23 protein-coding genes and 1 pseudogene are annotated in these 20046 nt (G+C 40.4%); 1 reads left to right on the top strand and 23 read right to left on the bottom strand.

Annotation, left to right across the window (positions count from 1 at the left end; all coding sequences use genetic code 11):
- Positions 1-21: 21 nt before the first annotated feature.
- Positions 22-1104, top strand: a complete 1083-nt coding sequence (locus tag N5909_RS07090; RefSeq protein ID WP_271631041.1) for a M24 family metallopeptidase — start codon at positions 22-24, stop codon at positions 1102-1104.
- A gap of 103 nt (positions 1105-1207) precedes the next feature.
- On the opposite strand, the gene N5909_RS07085 is transcribed toward N5909_RS07090, so the two are convergent.
- The 23 genes and pseudogenes from N5909_RS07085 to pepV all read right to left on the bottom strand — a co-directional run bounded on the left by N5909_RS07085 (position 1208) and on the right by pepV (position 20042).
- On the bottom strand, positions 1208-1669 hold the full coding sequence (locus N5909_RS07085; RefSeq protein ID WP_020903644.1) for an ECF transporter S component: 462 nt from the start codon (positions 1667-1669) through the stop codon (positions 1208-1210).
- Positions 1647-2420, bottom strand: coding sequence for a bifunctional hydroxymethylpyrimidine kinase/phosphomethylpyrimidine kinase (locus tag N5909_RS07080; RefSeq protein WP_271631040.1), 774 nt, complete (start codon positions 2418-2420; stop codon positions 1647-1649). The genes N5909_RS07085 and N5909_RS07080 overlap by 23 nt, the downstream gene beginning before the upstream one ends.
- Positions 2410-3159: a tRNA pseudouridine(38-40) synthase TruA gene (gene truA / locus N5909_RS07075; RefSeq protein ID WP_049502391.1), complete on the bottom strand. Its 750-nt coding sequence runs from the start codon at positions 3157-3159 to the stop codon at positions 2410-2412. Before truA ends, N5909_RS07080 begins: the two co-directional genes overlap by 11 nt.
- 98 nt (positions 3160-3257) lie before the next feature.
- Positions 3258-4409, bottom strand: coding sequence for an MFS transporter (locus N5909_RS07070; protein WP_033682103.1), 1152 nt, complete (start codon positions 4407-4409; stop codon positions 3258-3260).
- A 123-nt stretch (positions 4410-4532) separates the two neighbouring features.
- Positions 4533-5162: a Pr6Pr family membrane protein gene (locus N5909_RS07065; protein ID WP_033682101.1), complete on the bottom strand. Its 630-nt coding sequence runs from the start codon at positions 5160-5162 to the stop codon at positions 4533-4535.
- A gap of 2 nt (positions 5163-5164) precedes the next feature.
- Positions 5165-5503: a zinc ribbon domain-containing protein YjdM gene (locus tag N5909_RS07060; RefSeq protein ID WP_001061596.1), complete on the bottom strand. Its 339-nt coding sequence runs from the start codon at positions 5501-5503 to the stop codon at positions 5165-5167.
- A 207-nt stretch (positions 5504-5710) separates the two neighbouring features.
- A complete protein-coding gene (locus N5909_RS07055) occupies positions 5711-6229 on the bottom strand; it encodes a Dps family protein (protein WP_033682099.1) in 519 nt (172 codons plus the stop codon).
- A gap of 151 nt (positions 6230-6380) precedes the next feature.
- Positions 6381-6792: pseudogene (locus N5909_RS07050) on the bottom strand (ATP-binding cassette domain-containing protein); the annotation flags it as partial.
- Positions 6793-6867: 75 nt separating this feature from the next.
- A complete protein-coding gene (gene tpiA, locus N5909_RS07045) occupies positions 6868-7626 on the bottom strand; it encodes a triose-phosphate isomerase (RefSeq protein ID WP_000087893.1) in 759 nt (252 codons plus the stop codon).
- A gap of 97 nt (positions 7627-7723) precedes the next feature.
- Positions 7724-8401, bottom strand: coding sequence for a DnaD domain-containing protein (locus tag N5909_RS07040; protein WP_033682097.1), 678 nt, complete (start codon positions 8399-8401; stop codon positions 7724-7726).
- A gap of 8 nt (positions 8402-8409) precedes the next feature.
- A complete protein-coding gene (gene metA / locus N5909_RS07035) occupies positions 8410-9354 on the bottom strand; it encodes a homoserine O-acetyltransferase MetA (protein WP_033682096.1) in 945 nt (314 codons plus the stop codon).
- A gap of 182 nt (positions 9355-9536) precedes the next feature.
- Positions 9537-10049 (bottom strand): adenine phosphoribosyltransferase, encoded by a 513-nt coding sequence (locus tag N5909_RS07030; protein ID WP_020902089.1) that lies wholly within the window; start codon positions 10047-10049, stop codon positions 9537-9539.
- 86 nt (positions 10050-10135) lie between these two features.
- Entirely contained in the window at positions 10136-10894 is a 759-nt protein-coding gene (locus tag N5909_RS07025) for a class I SAM-dependent methyltransferase (protein WP_020902090.1), read from the bottom strand.
- 487 nt (positions 10895-11381) lie between these two features.
- Entirely contained in the window at positions 11382-12071 is a 690-nt protein-coding gene (gene rplA / locus N5909_RS07020) for a 50S ribosomal protein L1 (protein WP_001085675.1), read from the bottom strand.
- Positions 12072-12168: 97 nt separating this feature from the next.
- Positions 12169-12594 carry a 50S ribosomal protein L11 gene (gene rplK / locus N5909_RS07015; protein ID WP_001085806.1) on the bottom strand — a complete coding sequence of 142 codons (426 nt, stop codon included), beginning with the start codon at positions 12592-12594 and terminating at the stop codon, positions 12169-12171.
- 122 nt (positions 12595-12716) lie between these two features.
- Positions 12717-13433 (bottom strand): LD-carboxypeptidase LdcB/DacB, encoded by a 717-nt coding sequence (gene ldcB / locus N5909_RS07010; RefSeq protein WP_033682095.1) that lies wholly within the window; start codon positions 13431-13433, stop codon positions 12717-12719.
- A gap of 2 nt (positions 13434-13435) precedes the next feature.
- The gene (locus N5909_RS07005; protein ID WP_033682094.1) at positions 13436-13906 is read right to left on the bottom strand and encodes an HIT family protein; all 471 of its coding nucleotides are present in this window, start codon (positions 13904-13906) and stop codon (positions 13436-13438) included.
- Positions 13907-14111: 205 nt separating this feature from the next.
- Entirely contained in the window at positions 14112-15065 is a 954-nt protein-coding gene (locus N5909_RS07000) for a hypothetical protein (RefSeq protein WP_033682092.1), read from the bottom strand.
- A gap of 17 nt (positions 15066-15082) precedes the next feature.
- The gene (locus tag N5909_RS06995) at positions 15083-16120 is read right to left on the bottom strand and encodes a M42 family metallopeptidase (RefSeq protein WP_033682091.1); all 1038 of its coding nucleotides are present in this window, start codon (positions 16118-16120) and stop codon (positions 15083-15085) included.
- A 97-nt stretch (positions 16121-16217) separates the two neighbouring features.
- Positions 16218-17543 carry a branched-chain amino acid transport system II carrier protein gene (brnQ, locus tag N5909_RS06990; RefSeq protein WP_271631039.1) on the bottom strand — a complete coding sequence of 442 codons (1326 nt, stop codon included), beginning with the start codon at positions 17541-17543 and terminating at the stop codon, positions 16218-16220.
- Between the two features lie 170 nt (positions 17544-17713).
- Positions 17714-18001 (bottom strand): rhodanese-like domain-containing protein, encoded by a 288-nt coding sequence (locus N5909_RS06985; protein WP_033682089.1) that lies wholly within the window; start codon positions 17999-18001, stop codon positions 17714-17716.
- Positions 17998-18588: a uracil-DNA glycosylase family protein gene (locus N5909_RS06980; RefSeq protein ID WP_033682088.1), complete on the bottom strand. Its 591-nt coding sequence runs from the start codon at positions 18586-18588 to the stop codon at positions 17998-18000. Before N5909_RS06980 ends, N5909_RS06985 begins: the two co-directional genes overlap by 4 nt.
- A gap of 53 nt (positions 18589-18641) precedes the next feature.
- Positions 18642-20042 (bottom strand): dipeptidase PepV, encoded by a 1401-nt coding sequence (gene pepV / locus N5909_RS06975; RefSeq protein WP_271631038.1) that lies wholly within the window; start codon positions 20040-20042, stop codon positions 18642-18644.
- Positions 20043-20046: the final 4 nt, after the last annotated feature.

Raw genomic sequence — 20046 nt, 5'->3', positions numbered from 1 at the left:
GGGGTAGAAAGAAGGTAGCATATGTCTAAATTACAACAAATCGTAACATATCTTGAATCAGAAAAACTAGACGTCGCTGTCGTATCTGACCCCGTCACAATCAATTACCTCACTGGCTTTTACAGTGATCCCCACGAACGCCAAATGTTCCTCTTTGTCCTAGCTGATCAGGAATCCCTCCTCTTTGTCCCAGCCCTTGAGGTTGAGCGTGCAAGCAGCACTGTTTCCTTCCCAGTTGTGGGCTATGTGGATTCTGAAAATCCATGGAAAAAAATGAAAGATGCTCTTCCACAACTTGACTTCAAACGTGTAGCTGTTGAGTTTGACAATCTCATCTTGACTAAATACCATGGCTTGAAATCAGTTTTTGAAACAGCCGAGTTTGAAAACCTCACTCCTCGCATCCAACGCATGCGCCTCATCAAATCAGCTGACGAAGTGCAAAAAATGATGGTTGCAGGTCTCTATGCGGACAAGGCTGTTAAGGTTGGTTTTGACAATATTTCTCTTGATAAGACGGAGACAGATATCATCGCTCAAATCGACTTTGCAATGAAGCGTGAAGGCTATGAAATGAGCTTTGATACCATGGTCTTGACTGGTGATAATGCTGCAAATCCACACGGTATTCCAGCAGCTAATAAGGTTGAAAATGATGCTCTTCTCCTCTTTGACCTTGGTGTTCTAGTCAACGGCTATGCGTCAGATATGACTCGTACAGTCGCTGTCGGCAAACCTGACCAATTCAAGAAAGACATTTATAACTTGACTCTTGAAGCCCAACAAGCTGCTCTTGACTTTATCAAACCAGGTGTGACTGCCCATGAAGTGGACCGTGCTGCCCGTGAGGTCATCGAAAAAGCTGGTTACGGCGAGTACTTCAACCACCGTCTCGGTCACGGTATCGGTATGGATGTCCACGAATTCCCATCTATCATGGAAGGAAACGACATGGTCATCGAAGAAGGCATGTGCTTCTCTGTTGAACCAGGCATCTATATCCCTGGTAAAGTCGGTGTCCGTATCGAAGACTGCGGTGTTGTTACCAAGGATGGCTTTGACCTCTTTACAAGCACCAGCAAAGACTTGCTTTATTTTGATTAAAATGCTTAGAAAATCTTCCCATAATAAAACGCATAGTATTAAAGTTCTTCAACACCTGATACTATGCGTTTTTTATATTTGAAAGACTTTTGGCTCAGACTCTTTACTTAATCTTCTTGATACTTTGACTAAGGATAAATCCTACAATCATCCCTACCATATTTTGCATGAAATTTGGTAAAATTTCTGGTAGGGCTGCAGCCCAGCCATTCATCAATGCAGAACCCAAGGCGTAACCCCCTACCATGGCAATCGTTGCTAAGATAAGGCCTAACCACTGAGTTTTTCCTTTAAATCCTGCGAAAAATCCCTGCAAGCCATGGTTAACCAAGCTAAAGAACATCCACTGAGGATATCCTGATAAGAGGTCAATCAAGAAACCTGCTAGTCCTCCTACTACAGCCCCTTCACGACTACCAAAGTAGAAGGCCGTAAAGAAGACACCCGCATCTAAAAGAGTTAGAATGCCTGTCGGTGTTGGAATTTTTAAGAAATAACCTAGAACCACAGAGAGAGCGGTTAATAGGGATACAAGGGCGATTTTAGTTGTTTTGGTTTGCTTCATATTGTCTTACTCCATACTGATCTGCTTGTGCAATAGCACGATAAACGAAAGCCTTAGAGCTTTCTACTGCTGATAAAAGTTCATCACCTTTAACCAAGTGACTGGCAATGCTAGAGGCAAAGGTACAACCTGCGCCAGCATTTTGCCCTTGAATGACAGGATTTTCTAGGACTGTAAAGTTTTGTCCATCATAAAAGACATCCACAGCCTTGTCCTGACTAAGGCGATTTCCTCCCTTGATAATGACTGCTGGCGCGCCTAAATCATGTAATTTCTGAGCTGCAGTTTTCATATCTTCCAAAGTTTTGATTTCCTGACCAGCCAATAATTCTGCTTCAGGAAGATTAGGTGTAATCACACTGACATAAGGGAAAAAACGAATCAACTCTTGACAGAGTTCACTTACAGCTACGTCGTGTGTTTCCTTGCAGACCAAGACAGGGTCCAGAACCACAGGTACTCCTGGGCGTTGTTTGATAAAGTCCAATGCCTTCTCAGCTACACTGACAGTTGGTAGAAGACCAATCTTAATCCCCCCAAACTCCACATCACACAAGCTATCTAATTCATGTTGAAAAATGGTATCGTCAGTTGGAAAGACTTCAAAGCCTTTTTCTGTTAAAGCTGTCAAACAAGTCACTGCTACAAAGCCATGCAAGCCGTTCAAGGTATAAGTAGCCAAATCAGCGGACAAACCACCACCACTAAAAATATCATTTCCAGAAAGTGCTAAAATACGATTATTCTTCATAACGAATCTCCTTTAAATATAAACCATTTGGTGCTGCAGTGGGACCTGCAAGCTGCCTGTCCTTTTTCTTCAAGATGAGGTCAATCTGCTCTACTGGCATGCGGTTATTGCCGATTTTAAGCAGTGTCCCCACCATATTGCGAATCTGCTTATACAAGAAACCATTTCCTGAAAAGGTAAAGGTCAAAAACTGGCCTGTCTCATCAACCCTAAGACTAGCTTCTGTGATGGTGCGAACCTTATCCTCTACACTAGTCCCAGAGGCTGTAAAGCCGGTGAAATCATGAGTGCCTTCTAATTTTTTGATAGCCTCCCGCATCCGTTCCACATCAAGCGGATAAGGAAAGTGGGTGGCATAGTGACGGCGCATAGGATTTTTGGGACGTCCTCTATCCACGATAAACTCATAGGTCTTGCTATGCTTGGCATAACGGCAATGAAAATCATCCGCCACAAGCTCAATCGAAATCACATCAATATCTTCAGGAGACTGGGTGTCCAAAGCAAAACGGAGCTTCTCCTCATCCATCTGATAAGGTAGATCAAAATGAATAACCTGTCCCAGAGCATGAACTCCACTATCTGTCCTACCAGCACCGTGAACAGTAATGGCTTGCCCTTTATTTAACCTGGTCAAGGTTTTTTCAATTTCTTCCTGAACGCTACGCGCATGAGGCTGGCGCTGAAAACCAGCAAAGACGTAACCATCATAGGAAATAGTTGCTTTATATCTTGTCATAACTCCTATTTTATCAAGAAATTAGTCTGTAAACAAGGGTCTAAAACAAATATTGTATGGGTACAAAAATACCGAAAGAAAAACTTAGGAAATGAATCCTAAGCTCTCTTTTGAAGTAGGTACATGACAAAGATAGAGGTTACAATCAACCATGAGCCTAAAATGGCAAAGACCAACATGCCATTGTGAGTTAGTAAGCCAATTGCACCTAGAACAAATGGGGTCGTAAAGGCTCCGAAACTACAGCCTAAAACCGCAAATGAAGTTGCTTGATTGAGGAGCTTAGCTGGAATTCGTTCAGAGACAAGTTGAAAGACCGTCGTCAAGGCTACACTGTAGGCAAAACCAGCCAGGATACTCCCTGCCACTACCACCCACAAGGATGGAGACAAGGCAATCACAATTTGCCCTAAGCCAAAGGTAATACCTGACCATAGGAGCAATTTCTCTTTAAAGATAGAAATCAAGAAAGAGAAACTCACACCAGCCACAATCCCGATTAACTGCATGACACTAAGAACAAAACTAGATAACTGGGCATCTCCCAGTCCTCTTTCCACCATCAAGCTTGGAATACGAATAGTAATAGCCGTATTGGTACAAACTACAACTGCCGCTTCAATAGCTAAGATAAAAATCAAGCCCTTCATTTCCCGAGTTAAACGACTTACTTCCTTCGTTTTTTTCTTGACTTCTTTCTTTTCTTTTCCATAAGGTACAAAGAGCAGATAAAGGGCCAACACCAAAAATCCAGCACTATAGGCTAGGAAGGTAGCTGTCCAACCGAAAGCCAACAATTGGCCGACTGCCAAGGTAATGAGAGATGCCCCAACGACCTCTGCAGAACCGCGTAGCCCTAGCATCTGAATTCGCGTTTTGCCTTGATAACGTTCACTGATAATCGAAATAGCCTTGGCATTGATCATCCCAACTCCTAAACCAAAAAGAATCCGTGTTCCAAAGACAAAAGGATAAGCTTGATACCAGAAGGGAGCCGTTCCACTCAGTGATAAAATTAATAAGCCCAAACTAATCTGTAAGCGCTCAGGAAATATTTTTTCTAAAAAACCATTTAATAGCAACATAATCATGATTCCAAAGGAAGGTAAACTCGCCAAGAGCTCAATTTGTTCCTTAGGATAATCTTGATAATAGTCAAACATGGCTGGCAGAGCACTCGAGATGGAAAAGGAGGTAATCAAAACGAGGGAGAGAGCCAAAATACTGGCCCGTTCTAAAAATTGTTTCATGAAATCTCTTTCTATATTCTCTTAATCTTCTACTTTTTTGATAGGCATCAAACAAGCAAGAAAAGAAGAAGTCTCATTGGTATATAGACTCCTTCTTAAACTCGAAACTGAATCCCTTGTATCTTAAGATGACTTTCTCTTGATTTGCTTAATAAAGTAGAAGATAAATCCTGCCACCATATAGGCAACAAAGATAATCAGACACCACCTGAACACGACATCCCAACCTTTATTTACATTCAAAAAGAAGTAAGGAAAGGGACTGACCTTAGAATTAGGAACTTCAAGTTTTAATACCAAACCATTAAAAAGAGCAAAAATCATATAAAGCAAGGGTAAAATCGTCCACACAACTGGATCCCAGATTTTGTATTGACCCTGTTTATCAAACAAAAGGGTATCTGCTAAAAACCAGAGGGGAACGATATAGTGACAAAGGAAATTTTCTACGGTATAGAAATTAGTCGCAATAGGCGCTAATAGGAAATGGTAAATCACACAGGTAATCATGATACTCATGGTGACCCCACCTTTTAAGCGCAAGAGACTTGGCCTTTGCCAGTTTTCACCTAAACGGCTCATAACCTTTAGGAGATAGAGCGTAAAAATCGCGACTAAAAGGTTGGACAGAACCGTATAATAGAGCAACATCCCAAATCCACCATGCTTGGCGATTTCAAGGTAAACTCCCGTAAAAGCCGCTAGAAACAAGAAGATACGGCTATAAAATACAAGTTTATAGTGTTTTGACATGCTTAAATTTTCTTCACAAACTCTGATTTGAGTTTCATGGCACCAAAGCCATCAATTTTACAGTCGATATTGTGGTCGCCTTCTACGATGCGGATATTCTTCACGCGCGTCCCTTGTTTCAAATCTTTTGGCGCACCTTTTACTTTCAAGTCCTTGATGAGGGTTACAGTATCACCGTCAGCCAATTTATTTCCGTTGGCATCGATAGCTACAAGGCCCTCTTCTACATCTGCAACTTCAGCAGGATTCCACTCATAAGCACACTCTGGGCAAACCAGTAGAGCACCGTCTTCGTAGACATACTCTGAGTTACATTTTGGGCAATTTGGTAAGTTATTCATGATTTCTCCTTATAATGATTCAGTATTCTTTGAAAATCAAAATTTCTCGAACAGCAACTATTATACCCTAAAATCAGCATTTTGACAAATGAGTCGCCAGAGAAGCAAAGAAAAAATCATGTAACTTTGTTTGCTACATGATTTTTAAAAGATAGTTTATCATGAGTAGTGATACAGAAACTCATGATAGAAAGGGATGCATTTATCTTACAAACCAGGTGCTTGTCCAAGTTCTGCTGCAAGCATCCAGATTGTTTTATCCGTTTCAGTCTTAGCATCTGAAAAGATACCGTTTGTCACATCGTCACCTTCTTCATCAGTGACATCCAAACCTTTTTGGAAGAGTTCTGACAAGTAACGGTAGATAGCAAGGACACGTTCCAAGCTTTCTTCAACACTACGGTATTCACCAGCTTCTTCTTCGATTTCACTGTTTTGAAGGAATTCTGTCAAAGTAGAGAATGGGCTTCCCCCAAGTGTGATCAAACGCTCACTGATTTCATCCAATTGACCATCAAGAGCTTCCATATACTCATCCATTTTTGGATGCCATACAAGGAAACCACGACCACGCATGTACCAGTGCACTTGGTGCAAAGCAACGTGAGCTACATACAAATCAGCAACAGCTTGGTTCAATACTTCCTTTGTTTTTGCCAATGCTACTGGCGCTGCTTTTGTCAATGATGTTACGTCTTTTACTGCTTCTTTTTTCAATTCTACCATTTTATTTTACCTCATTCATTATTATTTGTAACCACTTCTTAATGATTACTACCTTAGTATACTACTAAGGAAAACCAATAGCAAGCCAAATGACTCACATGAGAAAAGTTGCAATAGACTGATAATTTAAGAAAAGTTTAGTTAGTTCTGATTAGCTCACTTTATAAGATTTACTTGAAAATTGGCTATGGTAAAGATCATAATAAAAAACCTTTCGCTTAGAGCAAGCTTTCATGATTTCCCTGCTCAATAATCTGTCCGTCCTTAAGAACGAGAATCTTATCTGCTTCTTGAATGGTCGAGAGACAGCGGGCGATGACAAAACTGTTCCTTCCTTTCATCAACCGTTTCATAGCTTTTTGAATTAAAAGTTCCAAATGGGTATCAACAGAGGAAGTCGCTTCATTCAAAATAAGAATTTTAGGATTAGCTAGAATAGCAAGCGCGATGCTCAACAATTGTTTGTGCCCGAGGGAAATATTTCTTGACTCTTGATTCATCTCTATATTGTAACCACCAGGAAGAGTTCGAATAAAATTGTCTACATTAGCCTCTTTAATAGCAAAAAAGAAAGGACGATATTTGTCCTTTCTCGATTTTAGCTTTTCTTCAACCAAATAATGTTAATAAAGAGTCGATTATTTTACAAAGTCAAGCAATGCCAAGAAGCTTTCAGCTTCAAGTGACGCACCACCTACAAGGGCACCGTCAACGTCTGGGCAAGCCATGTATGAAGCAACGTTTTCAGGTTTAACAGAACCACCGTATTGAACACGAACTTTGTCAGCAACTTCTTGACCAAAGTCAGCAGCTACAACGTCACGAACAACTTTACACATTTTTTGAGCGTCGTCTTGTGAAGCTGATTTACCAGTACCGATAGCCCAGATTGGTTCGTAAGCGATAACTGATGCAGCAACTTGTTCAGCAGTCAATCCAGCCAATGCAGCAGATACTTGAGCACCTACGAATTCAGCAGCTTTGCCAGCTTCATAAGTTTCAAGTGACTCACCACAACAGATGATTGGAAGCATACCGTTTGCAAAGATTGCTTTTGCTTTTTTGTTGATATCTTCGTCAGTTTCATGGAAGTAGTCACGGCGTTCTGAGTGACCGATAACAACGTAGTCAGTACCGATTTCTTTCAAAACTTGTGGGCTTGTTTCACCAGTGAAAGCACCTGCATTTTCAAAGTAGCAGTTTTGAGCAGCAACTTTAAGATTTGAACCTTTTGCAGCCGCAAGAACAGTTGTCAAATCAAGAGCTGGAGCTGCGATACCTGCTTCAACAAGATCTGATGAAGGAAGTTTTGATGCAACTGCTTCAACGAATGCTTTAGCTTCTTCTGGATTTTTGTTCATTTTCCAGTTACCAGCGATAAATGGTTTACGTGACATTTCACATACCTCTTTTTTCAATTTATTTTCTATTTATTTTATCACAATTAGACACAGCTTGCAAATCTTACTCGGATTTCAAGCCTGCTTACATGGATTAATCCTTCCAGAGATCCATAGCATTTCTGAAATCTGCAGATACCTGTGTCAACTGAGGATTGTTTGCTTCTCTCTCTGCTCGTTTAGCCTCCACTTGAGCCACACTTTTAATGCCTTCATGGCGCCAGTTTCTTAAAATCGCCTGAATGTACTTCCAGTTTGGTTTTCCATTCAAAACAGCTTCACGAAGAGCTTCCTTAATTAAGTCAGCACTGGTCCCATCTTCCTTAAGAGTCTTGGTCAAATCCTCAATCTCAAAAGGGGTCAACAAGCGTCCCAACTCCTGCTGGAAGGTTTCCACCAAATCCTTAAGCTGATTTTGAGGTGTCAACTGGTCTGAACTTGAATGAACTGCTCCAAGCAGGTCATCCAAACGTTCCAAAGCTAAACAAGCATCAAAAAGCAATTCGATTTCACCATTCAATTCGATGGTTCGATACTGAAGCAGTCCCCTCTCCGTCAGATTGGAAATGGCCTGATTGACATCCGAAATTTCCTTGCCAATCCTTTCAGCAATCTGACTTGGCGACATTTCTTCTAAGCCTGTCGTATTTTGCAAATAGAAAAATTGCCAGACCAGAAAATCATCGCTAGACGGAAAGAGTTCCTTAAAATGCAAGAGCAGGGCACTCGGTAAAACCAAGTTCCCTGATTTAAAAGCGTCTAAATATGTCATAATTCCTCTTATAAATACCCAAATGCGGATGCATCATCTTCTATTTTTCTCCAGTCAAAAGGGGTTTCCTGATAGACCGCATAATTCACCCAGTTACTGAAAAAGAGGGCTGCTGATGAAGACCAACAAAGACAAGGTATCTGATTAACATCATTATCCTTAAAGTAATTTTCTGGAATATGTGGATCTAAACCTGCATCACGATCCCTAAAATACTCTTTTGCCAAGGTATCACGGTCATACTCCAAATGCCCAAAACTATAAATTTCTCGTAAATCCCGACTGGCCAAAATCGAAACCCCAACCTGCGGGCCCTCTGATAAAATCTCAAGATTGGTTTTATTTAAGACCTCTTCCTTAGAAATCTCCGTATGCCGAGAATGAGGTGATACGTAGCTATCGTCAAATCCTCTAAAGAGAAGATGACCTTCCTTTAAAGTATCCTGAGGATAAATACCCGATAACTTACTGTCCATCTGGTGTTTTTCCACTCCATAGCGAAGATAGAGTCCAGCCTGAGCTCCCCAACAGATATGAAGGGTCGAATAGACATGGGTCTTGGACCACTCAAGCACCTGACTGAATTCCTCCCAATAGTCCACTTCCTCAAATGGTAAATGCTCAACTGGAGCACCCGTGATAATCATCCCATCAAAATACTCGTCCTTAACTTCAGGAAAAGTTTTATAAAAGGTCTCCATGTGCTCTGAACGAGTTGTCTTAGAACGATGGCTTTCCATATAGAGAAAGTCAATATCCAGTTGCAAGGGCGTATTCGCCAAATGGCGTAACAACTGGGTTTCTGTGACCATTTTCTGTGGCATGAGATTTAAAATTAAAATCTTCAAAGGGCGGATATCTTGGTGGGCAGCACGTTGATCATCCATGACAAAGATGTTCTCTGTCCGTAAAATCTCAACAGCTGGTAATTTTTTATCAATTCGAATCGGCATAACCCTCTCCTAACTGTACTCTTTCAGGAATAATTGCATATGTTTGAAGCCAAATCTCAAACACCTAGTCCTTTTATTATACTGCAAGAAGATATAGTTTTCAATTATACTTTTTCTCTAACTAGCTATAGTCTATTTTTATATCCTAATGTAGAGAAAACAGCCCTAGGGACTGTTTTTCATTAATAATGCATAAGAACTTTGTAATCGTAGTCACCGATTTTTTCACGGCCGTTCAAGTCATCCAATTCAACAAGGAAGGCACAACCTGCTACAACACCACCAAGTTTTTCAATCATCTCGATGGTTGCCTTAACAGTTCCACCTGTTGCCAAGAGGTCATCTACGATAAGAACACGTTGACCTGGCTTAATAGCGTCAGCATGCATAGTCAAGGTATCAACACCGTACTCTTTTTCGTAGTCAGCAGAAATAACTTCGCGTGGCAATTTACCTGGTTTACGAACAGGTGCAAAACCAATTCCCAACTCAAAGGCAACTGGACAGCCCACGATAAAACCACGAGCCTCAGGTCCCACGATCATGTCGATTTTCTTGTCAGTAGCATACTGAACGATTTCACGAACAGCGTAGCTATAAGCATTCCCATCAGCCATCAAAGGACTGATATCACGGAAAGTAATACCTTCCTTCGGATAATTTTCAATTGTTGCAATGTAATCTTTTAAATTCATCTTTTTCTTTCTTTCAAAGTTTTTTACTCTCTATTATAGCATATTTTTTAAGAAAGAAGAAAGGAAAAGTTAACATCAATGATTATCTAACGATTTGACGATTTATGACTAGCCATCGCAATAAAGCCCAAGTTTTTTTTATTCTTATCGAACATTTTATACATAGTTAAAAACTGCTTTCTATTCTCCTTTTTACAAGCATTTACACAAATTTTCAAGGTTCCTAGCCAACCTTCGTCATAAATCATACCCGATAATTTCATTAATGTCATTTCACCAGTCAATACTTTCACATCACGATAACCTGATTCTATCATCACCTGTTCCCAACCATCTCGAGTTAAAGGACCTACATTTACATGAATTGCTTGTGACAGTTCCTGTCTGACAGACTCTTTAGCTTCCTTAAGAAGCACATCATGTGTCAAGAGAAGACCTTCAGGTTTTAAAACTCTTAAATACTCCATTACACATTTTTTCTTAGCTTGATCGGCTTGCATAGTCAGCATAGCTTCATTTATAACAATATCAAAACTAGCATCTTCATAAGGAAGTTTCATTGCATTTGCTCTTTCAAACCTGATCAAATGACCTACACCTGCCGTTTCAGCAGATTTTTTAGCCACTTCTAAAGCTTGTCCATCCATATCAACAGCAGTTATCTTACAACCAAAACGCTGTGCCAACTCAATTGCTGTAGTTCCCCTATTGCACGCAACTTCTAGTATTCTCTTTTCTTTTGAAAATCCTCCTTCCGCAATTAACCAATCTGTGGCACGTTTTCCACCTGGACGTAAGCGTTTTTTCCCCAATTTTGCTAAAAACTTATGACCTGCTTCTGACATTTGAACACCTCTATTTTTTCTTCATTATAACATAAAATGATATTATCTGATAATTCTAATCTATTATTTGATAAACTAGAATCAAAAGCATACAAGCTGCCATGACTATAGCATAAATCTATTAATCACCTCTCTAGTTCTAATTCAATTGCTCACGTAGTTTACGCATATAGGTTACGACTACATATTTGTACTTTAGAGTTGCTGGCCTCCTTATCCGCTATATACGCTTTACTATAACGTGCCTATTCGTATAGCCAAGATTTCTCTATCTCTTTCTCTGCCGATTATTATTTCCAACGTCAGACTTAAATAGTCTATCCTAATGCCGTTCGATCAGCTACTCACAATAGTCAGGCTTGGGAATCACCTTTGAGTTTACTAGTATATGGTACCCACAGAGGACTTACACCTCAGATGGACGGAATGTCCGTCGTACCTAAAAAAACGAGCACTTTCGTACTCGTTCTCTGATATAAACTACTGATTAAAGTGAGTTTACGTCAACTTTGATACCAACACCTTGAGTAGTTGTGATAGTCAAGTTTGTTACGTAAGTTCCTTTAGCTGTAGCTGGTTTTGCTTTTTGGATTGTTTCGTTGAAAGCTTTGAAGTTTTCAACCAATTTTTCAGCTTCAAATGATACTTTACCGATGATTGCTTGAACGTTACCTGCACGGTCAGCACGGTAAGTGATTTTACCACCTTTAGACTCTTCAACTGCTTTAGCAACATCCATTGTTACAGTACCAGTTTTAGGGTTTGGCATCAAGTTACGTGGTCCAAGGACACGTCCAAGACGTCCAACAAGAGCCATCATGTCAGGTGTAGCGATAACTACGTCGAAGTCCAACCAACCGTCGTTGATTTTAGCAACAAGGTCATCTTCACCAACAAAGTCTGCACCAGCAGCTTTTGCTTCTTCAGCTTTTGCACCACGTGCGAAAACAAGAACGCGTGAAGTTTTACCAGTACCGTTTGGCAATACCATTGCTCCACGGATTTGTTGGTCAGCTTTTTTAACGTCGATGTTCAAGTTGTAAGCAACTTCTACAGTTGCGTCAAATTTTGCAAAGTTAGTTTCTTTTGCAAGTGCTACAGCTTCTTCTACGCTGTATGCTTTTGTGCTGTCGATTTTCTCAAGAGCAGCACGAAGTTGTTTGCTTTTTTTAGCCATTTTCTATTCTCCTTGTAAGTGGTTCAATCGATTTTCATCTCCCACGTCACTTCTCGAAATGATGAAGTCTTGCGGGTTATATTGGGGGTGTTATTGATTAGTCAACAACAGTGAATCCCATAGAACGAGCAGTACCTTCGATCATACGCATTGCAGACTCAATGTTTGCTGCGTTCAAATCTGGCATCTTAGTTTCTGCAATTTCTTGTACTTGTGCACGAGTAACTGTAGCAACTTTAGTTTTGTTAGGTGTACCTGATCCTTTTTCAACACCTGCAGCTTTTTTCAAAAGAACAGCAGCTGGTGGTGTTTTAGTGATGAAAGTAAATGATTTATCTTCGTAAACTGAGATAACAACTGGAATGATCATACCAGCTTGGTCAGCTGTACGAGCGTTGAACTCTTTTGTGAATCCCATGATGTTGATACCAGCTTGACCAAGAGCAGGTCCAACCGGTGGAGCTGGTGTAGCTTTACCAGCAGGGATTTGCAATTTTACAAGTTTTTCGACTTTTTTAGCCATTTTTAAATCCTCCTTTGTGGTTTTGGCGGTAATTAAAGATTTTTACCTCCCACAAGTATGCTTTACACATACTCATCTATTATACACTATTTATCTGAAATTGCAAGAAAAAAGTTTCTTTTTTAATCGACGTAATCTCCGCCTTCAAAGCCGTAGTATTCTTCCAAACTGAGACCACTTGCAGCAATTTCTTTAGCTTCTTTTCCAACATAACGAAGATGCCATTCTTCAGCCATATAGCCTGTTTCCTTTTCCTTACCTTTGAGATAACGGACAACAAATCCATAATCAGCTGCATGGTCCAAAAGCCATTGGGCTGCTTTTTCTTCTGTTACCAAATCTCCATTCGTCCCAATCACATCAAAGGCCAAGCCTGTTTGGTGTTCGCTATAACCAGGTCGAGCAGAGTAACGGTCAGCCGCTGCCTTCCCATCTTGATTGACATAATCTTGATAGAGCTTGGTCTGAGTTTCATAACTTCTAAAACCACTGTAATGGTCGCTAATTGGGAAACCTGCATCTTGCATAGCTTTGATGAGTTTGACCAACTCAGCCTTGGCTGTTGGATTTTCCCCTGGATTGTAGTCTTTCGACAAAGGATAATGTTTATTCGCTACGATAATTTCATCGTATTTCCCTTGGATGCTGTAGTAATCACCTTTATTAACCACTTCTGCTTTTTTCTGGGCAGCCCCTTGAGACTTACTTCCAACTGTTCCATCAGCCTTGGCTGTTTGCTCTGTCTTAGCTGCTCCATCTTCATTTTTTGCTTTTTCTTGTGAACAAGCTGCTAGACTCAAGGCTAGCAAGGTTGTCAAGACAAGGTATCTTTTTTTCATTTCTACTCCTTTACTTCTAATAGTTTATCTAGTTCTGACGATAAACGTTTAACTAATTGTTTAATCTCATCCGGTTTTGCTTGGCAGGTTTCTGCTGTCATTTCTTCAAAGGGAACCCACCAGACTGGCCCACGCCCCTTTAGACCGTGACCATTCATGTCACCTCTTCGTCTAGGAAAAAGATGCCAATGAAGATGGGCATCACCATTTCCTAGCAGTTCGATATTCATTTTCTCGGCAGCAAAGGCCTTAGCAACTGCCTCTTGGACCAAACTCATTTCCTCTAGAAAACGGATTCTAGTTTCCTTCTCTAAATGGTGCAATTCCGTGATATGTTCCTTGGCTAGAAAGAGACTATAGCCTGCAAAATACTGGTGGTCTCCAATCACAAGATAGCCTGTTTCCAACTCTTTGACAAAATAGGGATTTTCTCCCTTCTTGATGAGCTCAATTCTCTGGCAAATAAGGCACATGAGTCTCTCCTTTTAATTATAATAGCTTCAATCTTGAGTCTGACAACTTGAAATAGCGGTTCTTGTATCTTAAGTATGTAGAGATTAAACTACTCACTGTCAATCCCTACTCGATGTCCCCCTTAAATATCTGTTGCTAGGCTGTTCCCAATTCTCAACTGTTTCAGAGTCGAGAAGGATGGGATTAAGGTCAAAAAGTTGGTGTTTATAGGTCATCATTCTCCTCCCTCTTATCTTTATGAAATAAATTCTGAATCTTGTTAAAAAATGGAATAACTGTAAAATTATCTATAAAGCGTCTCTTACTTAACTTAGGCCCCTGTAGTTTTCTATATTCTTCGATATAAATTGTAGATACTTTAACAATTTCACTTTCTCCGAAAATAATAGCTTTTAAAAATACTATACCAATACTTAGACAAAATGAAACTATTCCAACAATAAGAACAATAGATAAATTTTTATACAAATAATACGATATTACGGTATCAACTACGACAATATAGAAAAGGTACACTGTAATAAATATTCCAGATCTTCCATCATCACTTTCATCAACACTCATTTCTGGGAGTAAAAAAATTAAAATTACAACAGTCAACCAATAAGCCGATAACAAAGAGAATCCAGTAGATTGTTCGATAAAACTTTTATATCCAGAGTAAACGAAAAATAGCTGAAGTAATAACATCGCATACTGAAATAAATAAAACCATATTTTAACTGAACTTATGAGCGGAATATTTTTTTCTACCTTTATATCTAGTAATCGTTTAGAAATTTGTATCCGATGAGCTAGTTCTTTTAAATCCTCCATTTGAAGTTTTTGAAAAGCAAGTTTTTTCTCTATCATTTCTATTTGATACCAAACATATCCATCATCTTCTATCCACTGATATTTTCCAAAAGTTTTTATTTTTCGTCCATACGGATTAATTTTTTGAGAAATTTTAAAAAGTAGTTTTTCTAAATCTGGATTAGTAATCCCTTTATCTACCAGTTCATCAGCATAAACAAATAGTTCTTTAAAGTTTTCTTGTTTATTTTCATACACATACTTACGATATTCCTCTTTTTTCTTTTGGAAATAAGCATACAAACCCGAAATTATCCCTGTTATTATAGCAGGCGTTGCTAATTGTTTCAGTATTTCATACATTATACTTTATCGCCCCTTCACCCCACTAACTCACTTCTTAGATAAGCATCAACCATACGCTCAGTCGCCACTACTGAATCAATATGAGTACGCTCATAAGAATGGCTAGACTCGATACCAGCACCGAGAAGAGCATGCTTGACCTCTGCCCCTGCAGACATGGCCGCTGAAGCGTCCGATCCATAAAATGGATAGATATCCAACTTAAATGGAATATCTTGCTCTTTCGCCAAAGCAACCAAATGTTGACGGAAATCATAGTGATAAGGTCCTGAAGCATCCTTTACACAGATAGATACTGTGTACTCATCTGTCTGCTGGTCATCGCCCATAGCTCCCATATCCACAGCTAGATATTCTACTACCTGAGCAGGAATATTAGAATTAGCACCGTGTCCCACTTCTTCAAAGACTGAAAAAGCAAAATGGGTTGTTACTGGCAACTCAATCTTCTCTTCCTTATAAATACGAAGCAGGTTAAGCAAAATCGCTGCGCTTACCTTGTCATCCAAATGACGAGACTTGATAAAACCTGTATCCGTCACAACAGTTCGTGGGTCAAAACTGATAAAATCACCAACCTCAATGCCAAAGGCACGAGTTTCTTTTTCATTGGTTACTTTTGCATCCAAACGCACTTCCATATTGTCCTGCGTGCGTTCTGCAGTCCCAGCATCCTTGTAGACATGACAAGAAGTCTGGTGAATGAGGATGGTACCTGATACTTTTTGACCTGTGCTAGCCACATGAACAGTACAGTTTTCTCCCTCAATCATATTCCAAGGAAAACCACCGATACGGTCCAATTTGAGACGGCCGTCTGGTTTGACAGCACGGACAATAGCACCCAACGTATCTACATGGGCAGTCACATAGCGATGCTCTTCATCATTTTGCCCTTTGATAGTTACATTGACACCGCCCTTGGCTGTGCGAACCGGTTGGTAACCGAAACCTTCTAGAGTCTTGACTAAATAGTCTGAAATCTCACGAGTGAAACCCGTTGGCGACGCAATGGCTGTCAGTTCTTTGATATATTCTACTGTTTGATTCATTTCTTCACCTCTTTTGCTACCTATTATAACACATTTATCATCGGATAAAAAAAGAAAATCACTTCTGTAGACTTGGCTACAAAAGTGATTTTAGTGATTATTCCATTTCAAAAACATCACTTTCTTGCTTGTTTGGTAGAACCAATGAGAGCAAGATTCCGACAATGGCTGGCACCAACCATGGGAGTGATGCCTTAGCAAAAGGAAGAGCGCTGACAAGATTTGCAAGGAACTCAACCTTAAATGAGCTTCCTAGTACGCTTGCAATGGCAATGGCTGTAACAACAGCAATTGTCAACTGCATACCTGGTTTTGAAAGGGCAACAAATTTGTTGACAATGACAATCATAACGATGGCAATGGTGATTGGGTACAAGATAACCAGTACTGGAATGGAGTACTTGATAATCGCATCAAGACCCAAATTAGCAATGGCAAATCCAATCAAGGTAAAGGCTGTCGCATAAACCTTGTAGCTGATTTGTGGGAAACGTTCATTAAAGAACTCAGCTGTTGACACAATCAAACCAACCGTTGTTGTGAAGCAGGTTACGGTAACCATAGCTGCAAGGAAGAGTTGGGCTGTTGAGCCAAAGATTTCTTGAGTGGCTTGTGACAAGATGTAAACACCTGGTGTTCCACCCTTCATCGCTTCAGCTGGTACTGGGAAATGATTCCCAAGGAAACCTAAACCGATGTAAAGAGCGCTGAAGGCAAGGGCAACAACGATACCAACCACCCAAATAGTTGAGATGTATTCTTTCTTACTTGAAAATCCAAGTTGTTTCAAGGTTTGAACTGCGATTACGCTAAAGGCAACTGAGGCAAGAGCATCCAAGGTATTATAACCTTCTAGGAAACCTGTACCAAAAGCAGAAGCTTGATAAGCAGCTGAAACAGCTTGAGGACTTGTTCCACCATATTTAATAGCTCCCAGAACAACCAAGATAACAATCAAAATCGCAAAGACTGGCGTTAAGATTCGACCGATACGGTCCAAGATTTTTGATGGATTAAGCGAAATCAGATACGCTGCCGTAAAATAAAGAACAGTAAAGACAATCAATCCAATCCCTTTATTTGCATCCGACAAAAGGGGGCTAATCCCTACTTCGTAAGCCGTTGTAGCAGTACGTGGAATCGCAAAGAATGGACCGATTGACAAGTAAAGAACTGAGAGGTAAAGAGTCGCAAACCAAGGCGCTATCTTTGTTGAAATCTCGTAAATATATCCTTTAGGATTTAGCGTTCCAATAATAAGGGTCAAGACGGCGATACCGACGCCTGAAAAGACAAAACCTGCGATGGCAGGAAGAAAATGTTCTCCAGATAGAGCACCCAGAGAAGGTGGAAAAATCAAGTTTCCCGCACCAAAAAATATTCCAAACAGGAGTAAACCTGTTAGGGCACCTTTTTTAGCCATGTAAATCTCCTTCATATTTATAAAATACTGACCTAGTATATCATGAATAGGAGTATGAAAAAAGCTTCACGAAGTAAATATTGAATGTTTTCAAGATTCTTAAAAATGAGAATTATCTAAAAATAAAATTATCCTACCTAGTCCACACCAAGTAGGAGAATTGCAAATTTTTAAAGTTCTTCAAAGGCCATCATGCCACCTTGAACATTGATAACCTCATAACCTTGTTCAGCTAAGAATTGACAAGCACGCGCCGATCTCATTCCAGATTTACAAATAACATAATGTAACTGATCCTTGTCCAATTGATCATAAGTATGAGCTAATTGACTCAGAGGAAGATTCTGAGCACCTTCTAAATGAAGAGCTTCAAACTCATCCACTTCTCTCACGTCCACTAAAGAAAGTTGGTCATTTTGGTAAAGCTGGTAAAATGCGTCAAAGGAAATTTCTTTCATTCTTTTTCTCCTAAAATAGTTTTAATTCTTTTTTTCAAATCTGGCACCACTTCTGACTCAAACCAGGGATTTTTGGCCATCCAGATTTGATTTCGCGGTGAGGGGTGAACTAGTGGAAAATAGGTTGGCAAGTAGTTCTGGTAATGTTTTACCCGTTCTGTCACCTTGCCACTAATTTTTTCCTGTAAATAGTAGGCTTGGGCATACTGGCCAATCAAGAGGGTTAATTGAATATCTGGCAATTCTTGCAAGAGCTGCGGATGCCATTTTTCTGCAAAACCAGTTCGCGGTGGCAGGTCACCTGACTTGCCCTGCCCTGGAAAGTAGAAATCCATTGGCAAAACCGCAAAATAACCTGAATTGTAAAAGGTATCTTCATCCACACCTAGCCAGTCCCGCAAGCGGTCACCACTTTTGTCCTTCCAGTAAAGGCCTGCTTCTTGGGTTTTAAGTCCCGGTGCCTGACCGATGATATTGATGCGAGCAGTCTTTGGCGCTGCAAAGAGAGGCTCAATGCCACGCTCTGTATAGCTGGCATTCTGTGAATCCAACATAATAGCCTGCTTGATTCTTTCAATTTGAGACATCTACTTTCCCTCCAAAAAGAAGTCTAAGCATACAATCTCAGACTTCTATCGTTTTATTTGATCAATTCGTAAATAGCTTCGGCATAGATTGCTGCAGCTCGGAAGAGATCATCCAAGGCGATAAATTCATTGGCTTGGTGCATAGTGTCAATTGAGTCTGGGAACATAGCACCGTAGGCAACTCCGCGTTCTAGCAAGCGACCAAAGGTTCCACCACCGATGACTTGCTCGTGACCTTTAAGGCCAGTTTGTTTTTCATAGACATTCAACAAGGTTTGCACAAGTGGATCTTCCATTGGCACATAGTGAGGGGTGTGACCATGCTCAGAAAGGCTAACAGAAGCAACTGGCAAGTTTTCAAGGATTGACTTGATTTGCTCTGGACTTGTTCCTTTTGGATAGCGGATATTAAGGGCAATGGTATTGTCAGCACTTGTTTCATCAAAGCGGAAGACGCCTGCATTCATAGAAAGAGCACCCATCTTTTCATCCACATGGGCAATCTTGAGATTTTCACCCTCATGATCGTTCAAGAGAATCTTACCAGCGATGTCAAGGTAGTCTTTTGCAGGTCCTGCAAAGTCAAACTGACTAAGGAAAAGAGCTAGGTAAGTCGCACCATTGACACCTGAAGCAGGCATAGCACCGTGGGCTGATTTACCAATGATGGTCACCTTGTATTGGCCAGCTTCTTCTTGAATTTCCCCTCTGAGTTTGTGTTCTGCAACAAAGGCATCTAGTTTAGCGTGCAAGTCAGCCAAGTCACCTGAAACAACTGCTGTTGCTGATTCAGGCACCATATTTTCACGCAAACCACCTGTGAAGCTATGAAGACGAGCAGCACCTGTATTTTCACCTGCAAAGTGGAGGTATTCAGTAATATTTCCTTTTTCACCATTGATGATAGGGAATTCAGCATCTGGAGAGAAACCAAAGTCTGGTTTCGCAAGTCCTACATGTTCAAAGTAGTAGTCCATGTCTGCCCAGCCTGATTCTTCGTCTGTTCCGACAATGAAACGAACTTTTTTAGAAGTTGGAAGACCCAATTCTTTGATGATTTTCAAACCATAGTAACAAGCTGTTGTAGGACCCTTGTCATCTGAAGCCCCACGCGCATAAAGACGACCGTCTTTAATAGTTGGTGTATAAGGGTCTGTGTCCCAACCGCTACCAGCTGGCACCACGTCCATGTGGGCAAAGATTCCAAGAACTTCTTCTCCTTCACCAAATTCGAAATGTCCTGCGTAGTTATCGACATTCTTAGTTGGGTAGCCATCACGGTCAGCGATTTCAAGGAATTTTTCCAAGGCTTTGACCGGCCCAGGCCCAAATGGATGCTGCGCATCAGCCTTGCTATCGTCACGTTCAGAGTTGATTTCCAAAAGGCTAAACAAGTCAGCCAAGAGGTCTTCTTTACGTTTTTCTACTTCTGCTGTAAAGTCAATTGCTGTCATTTTT

It is taken from the genome of Streptococcus gwangjuensis, assembly GCF_028156745.1.
GTDB classification, from domain to species: domain Bacteria; phylum Bacillota; class Bacilli; order Lactobacillales; family Streptococcaceae; genus Streptococcus; species Streptococcus gwangjuense_A.
The sequence above is the reverse complement of the archived record's forward strand: the minus strand, read 5'-3'. Positions and strand labels throughout refer to the sequence as shown.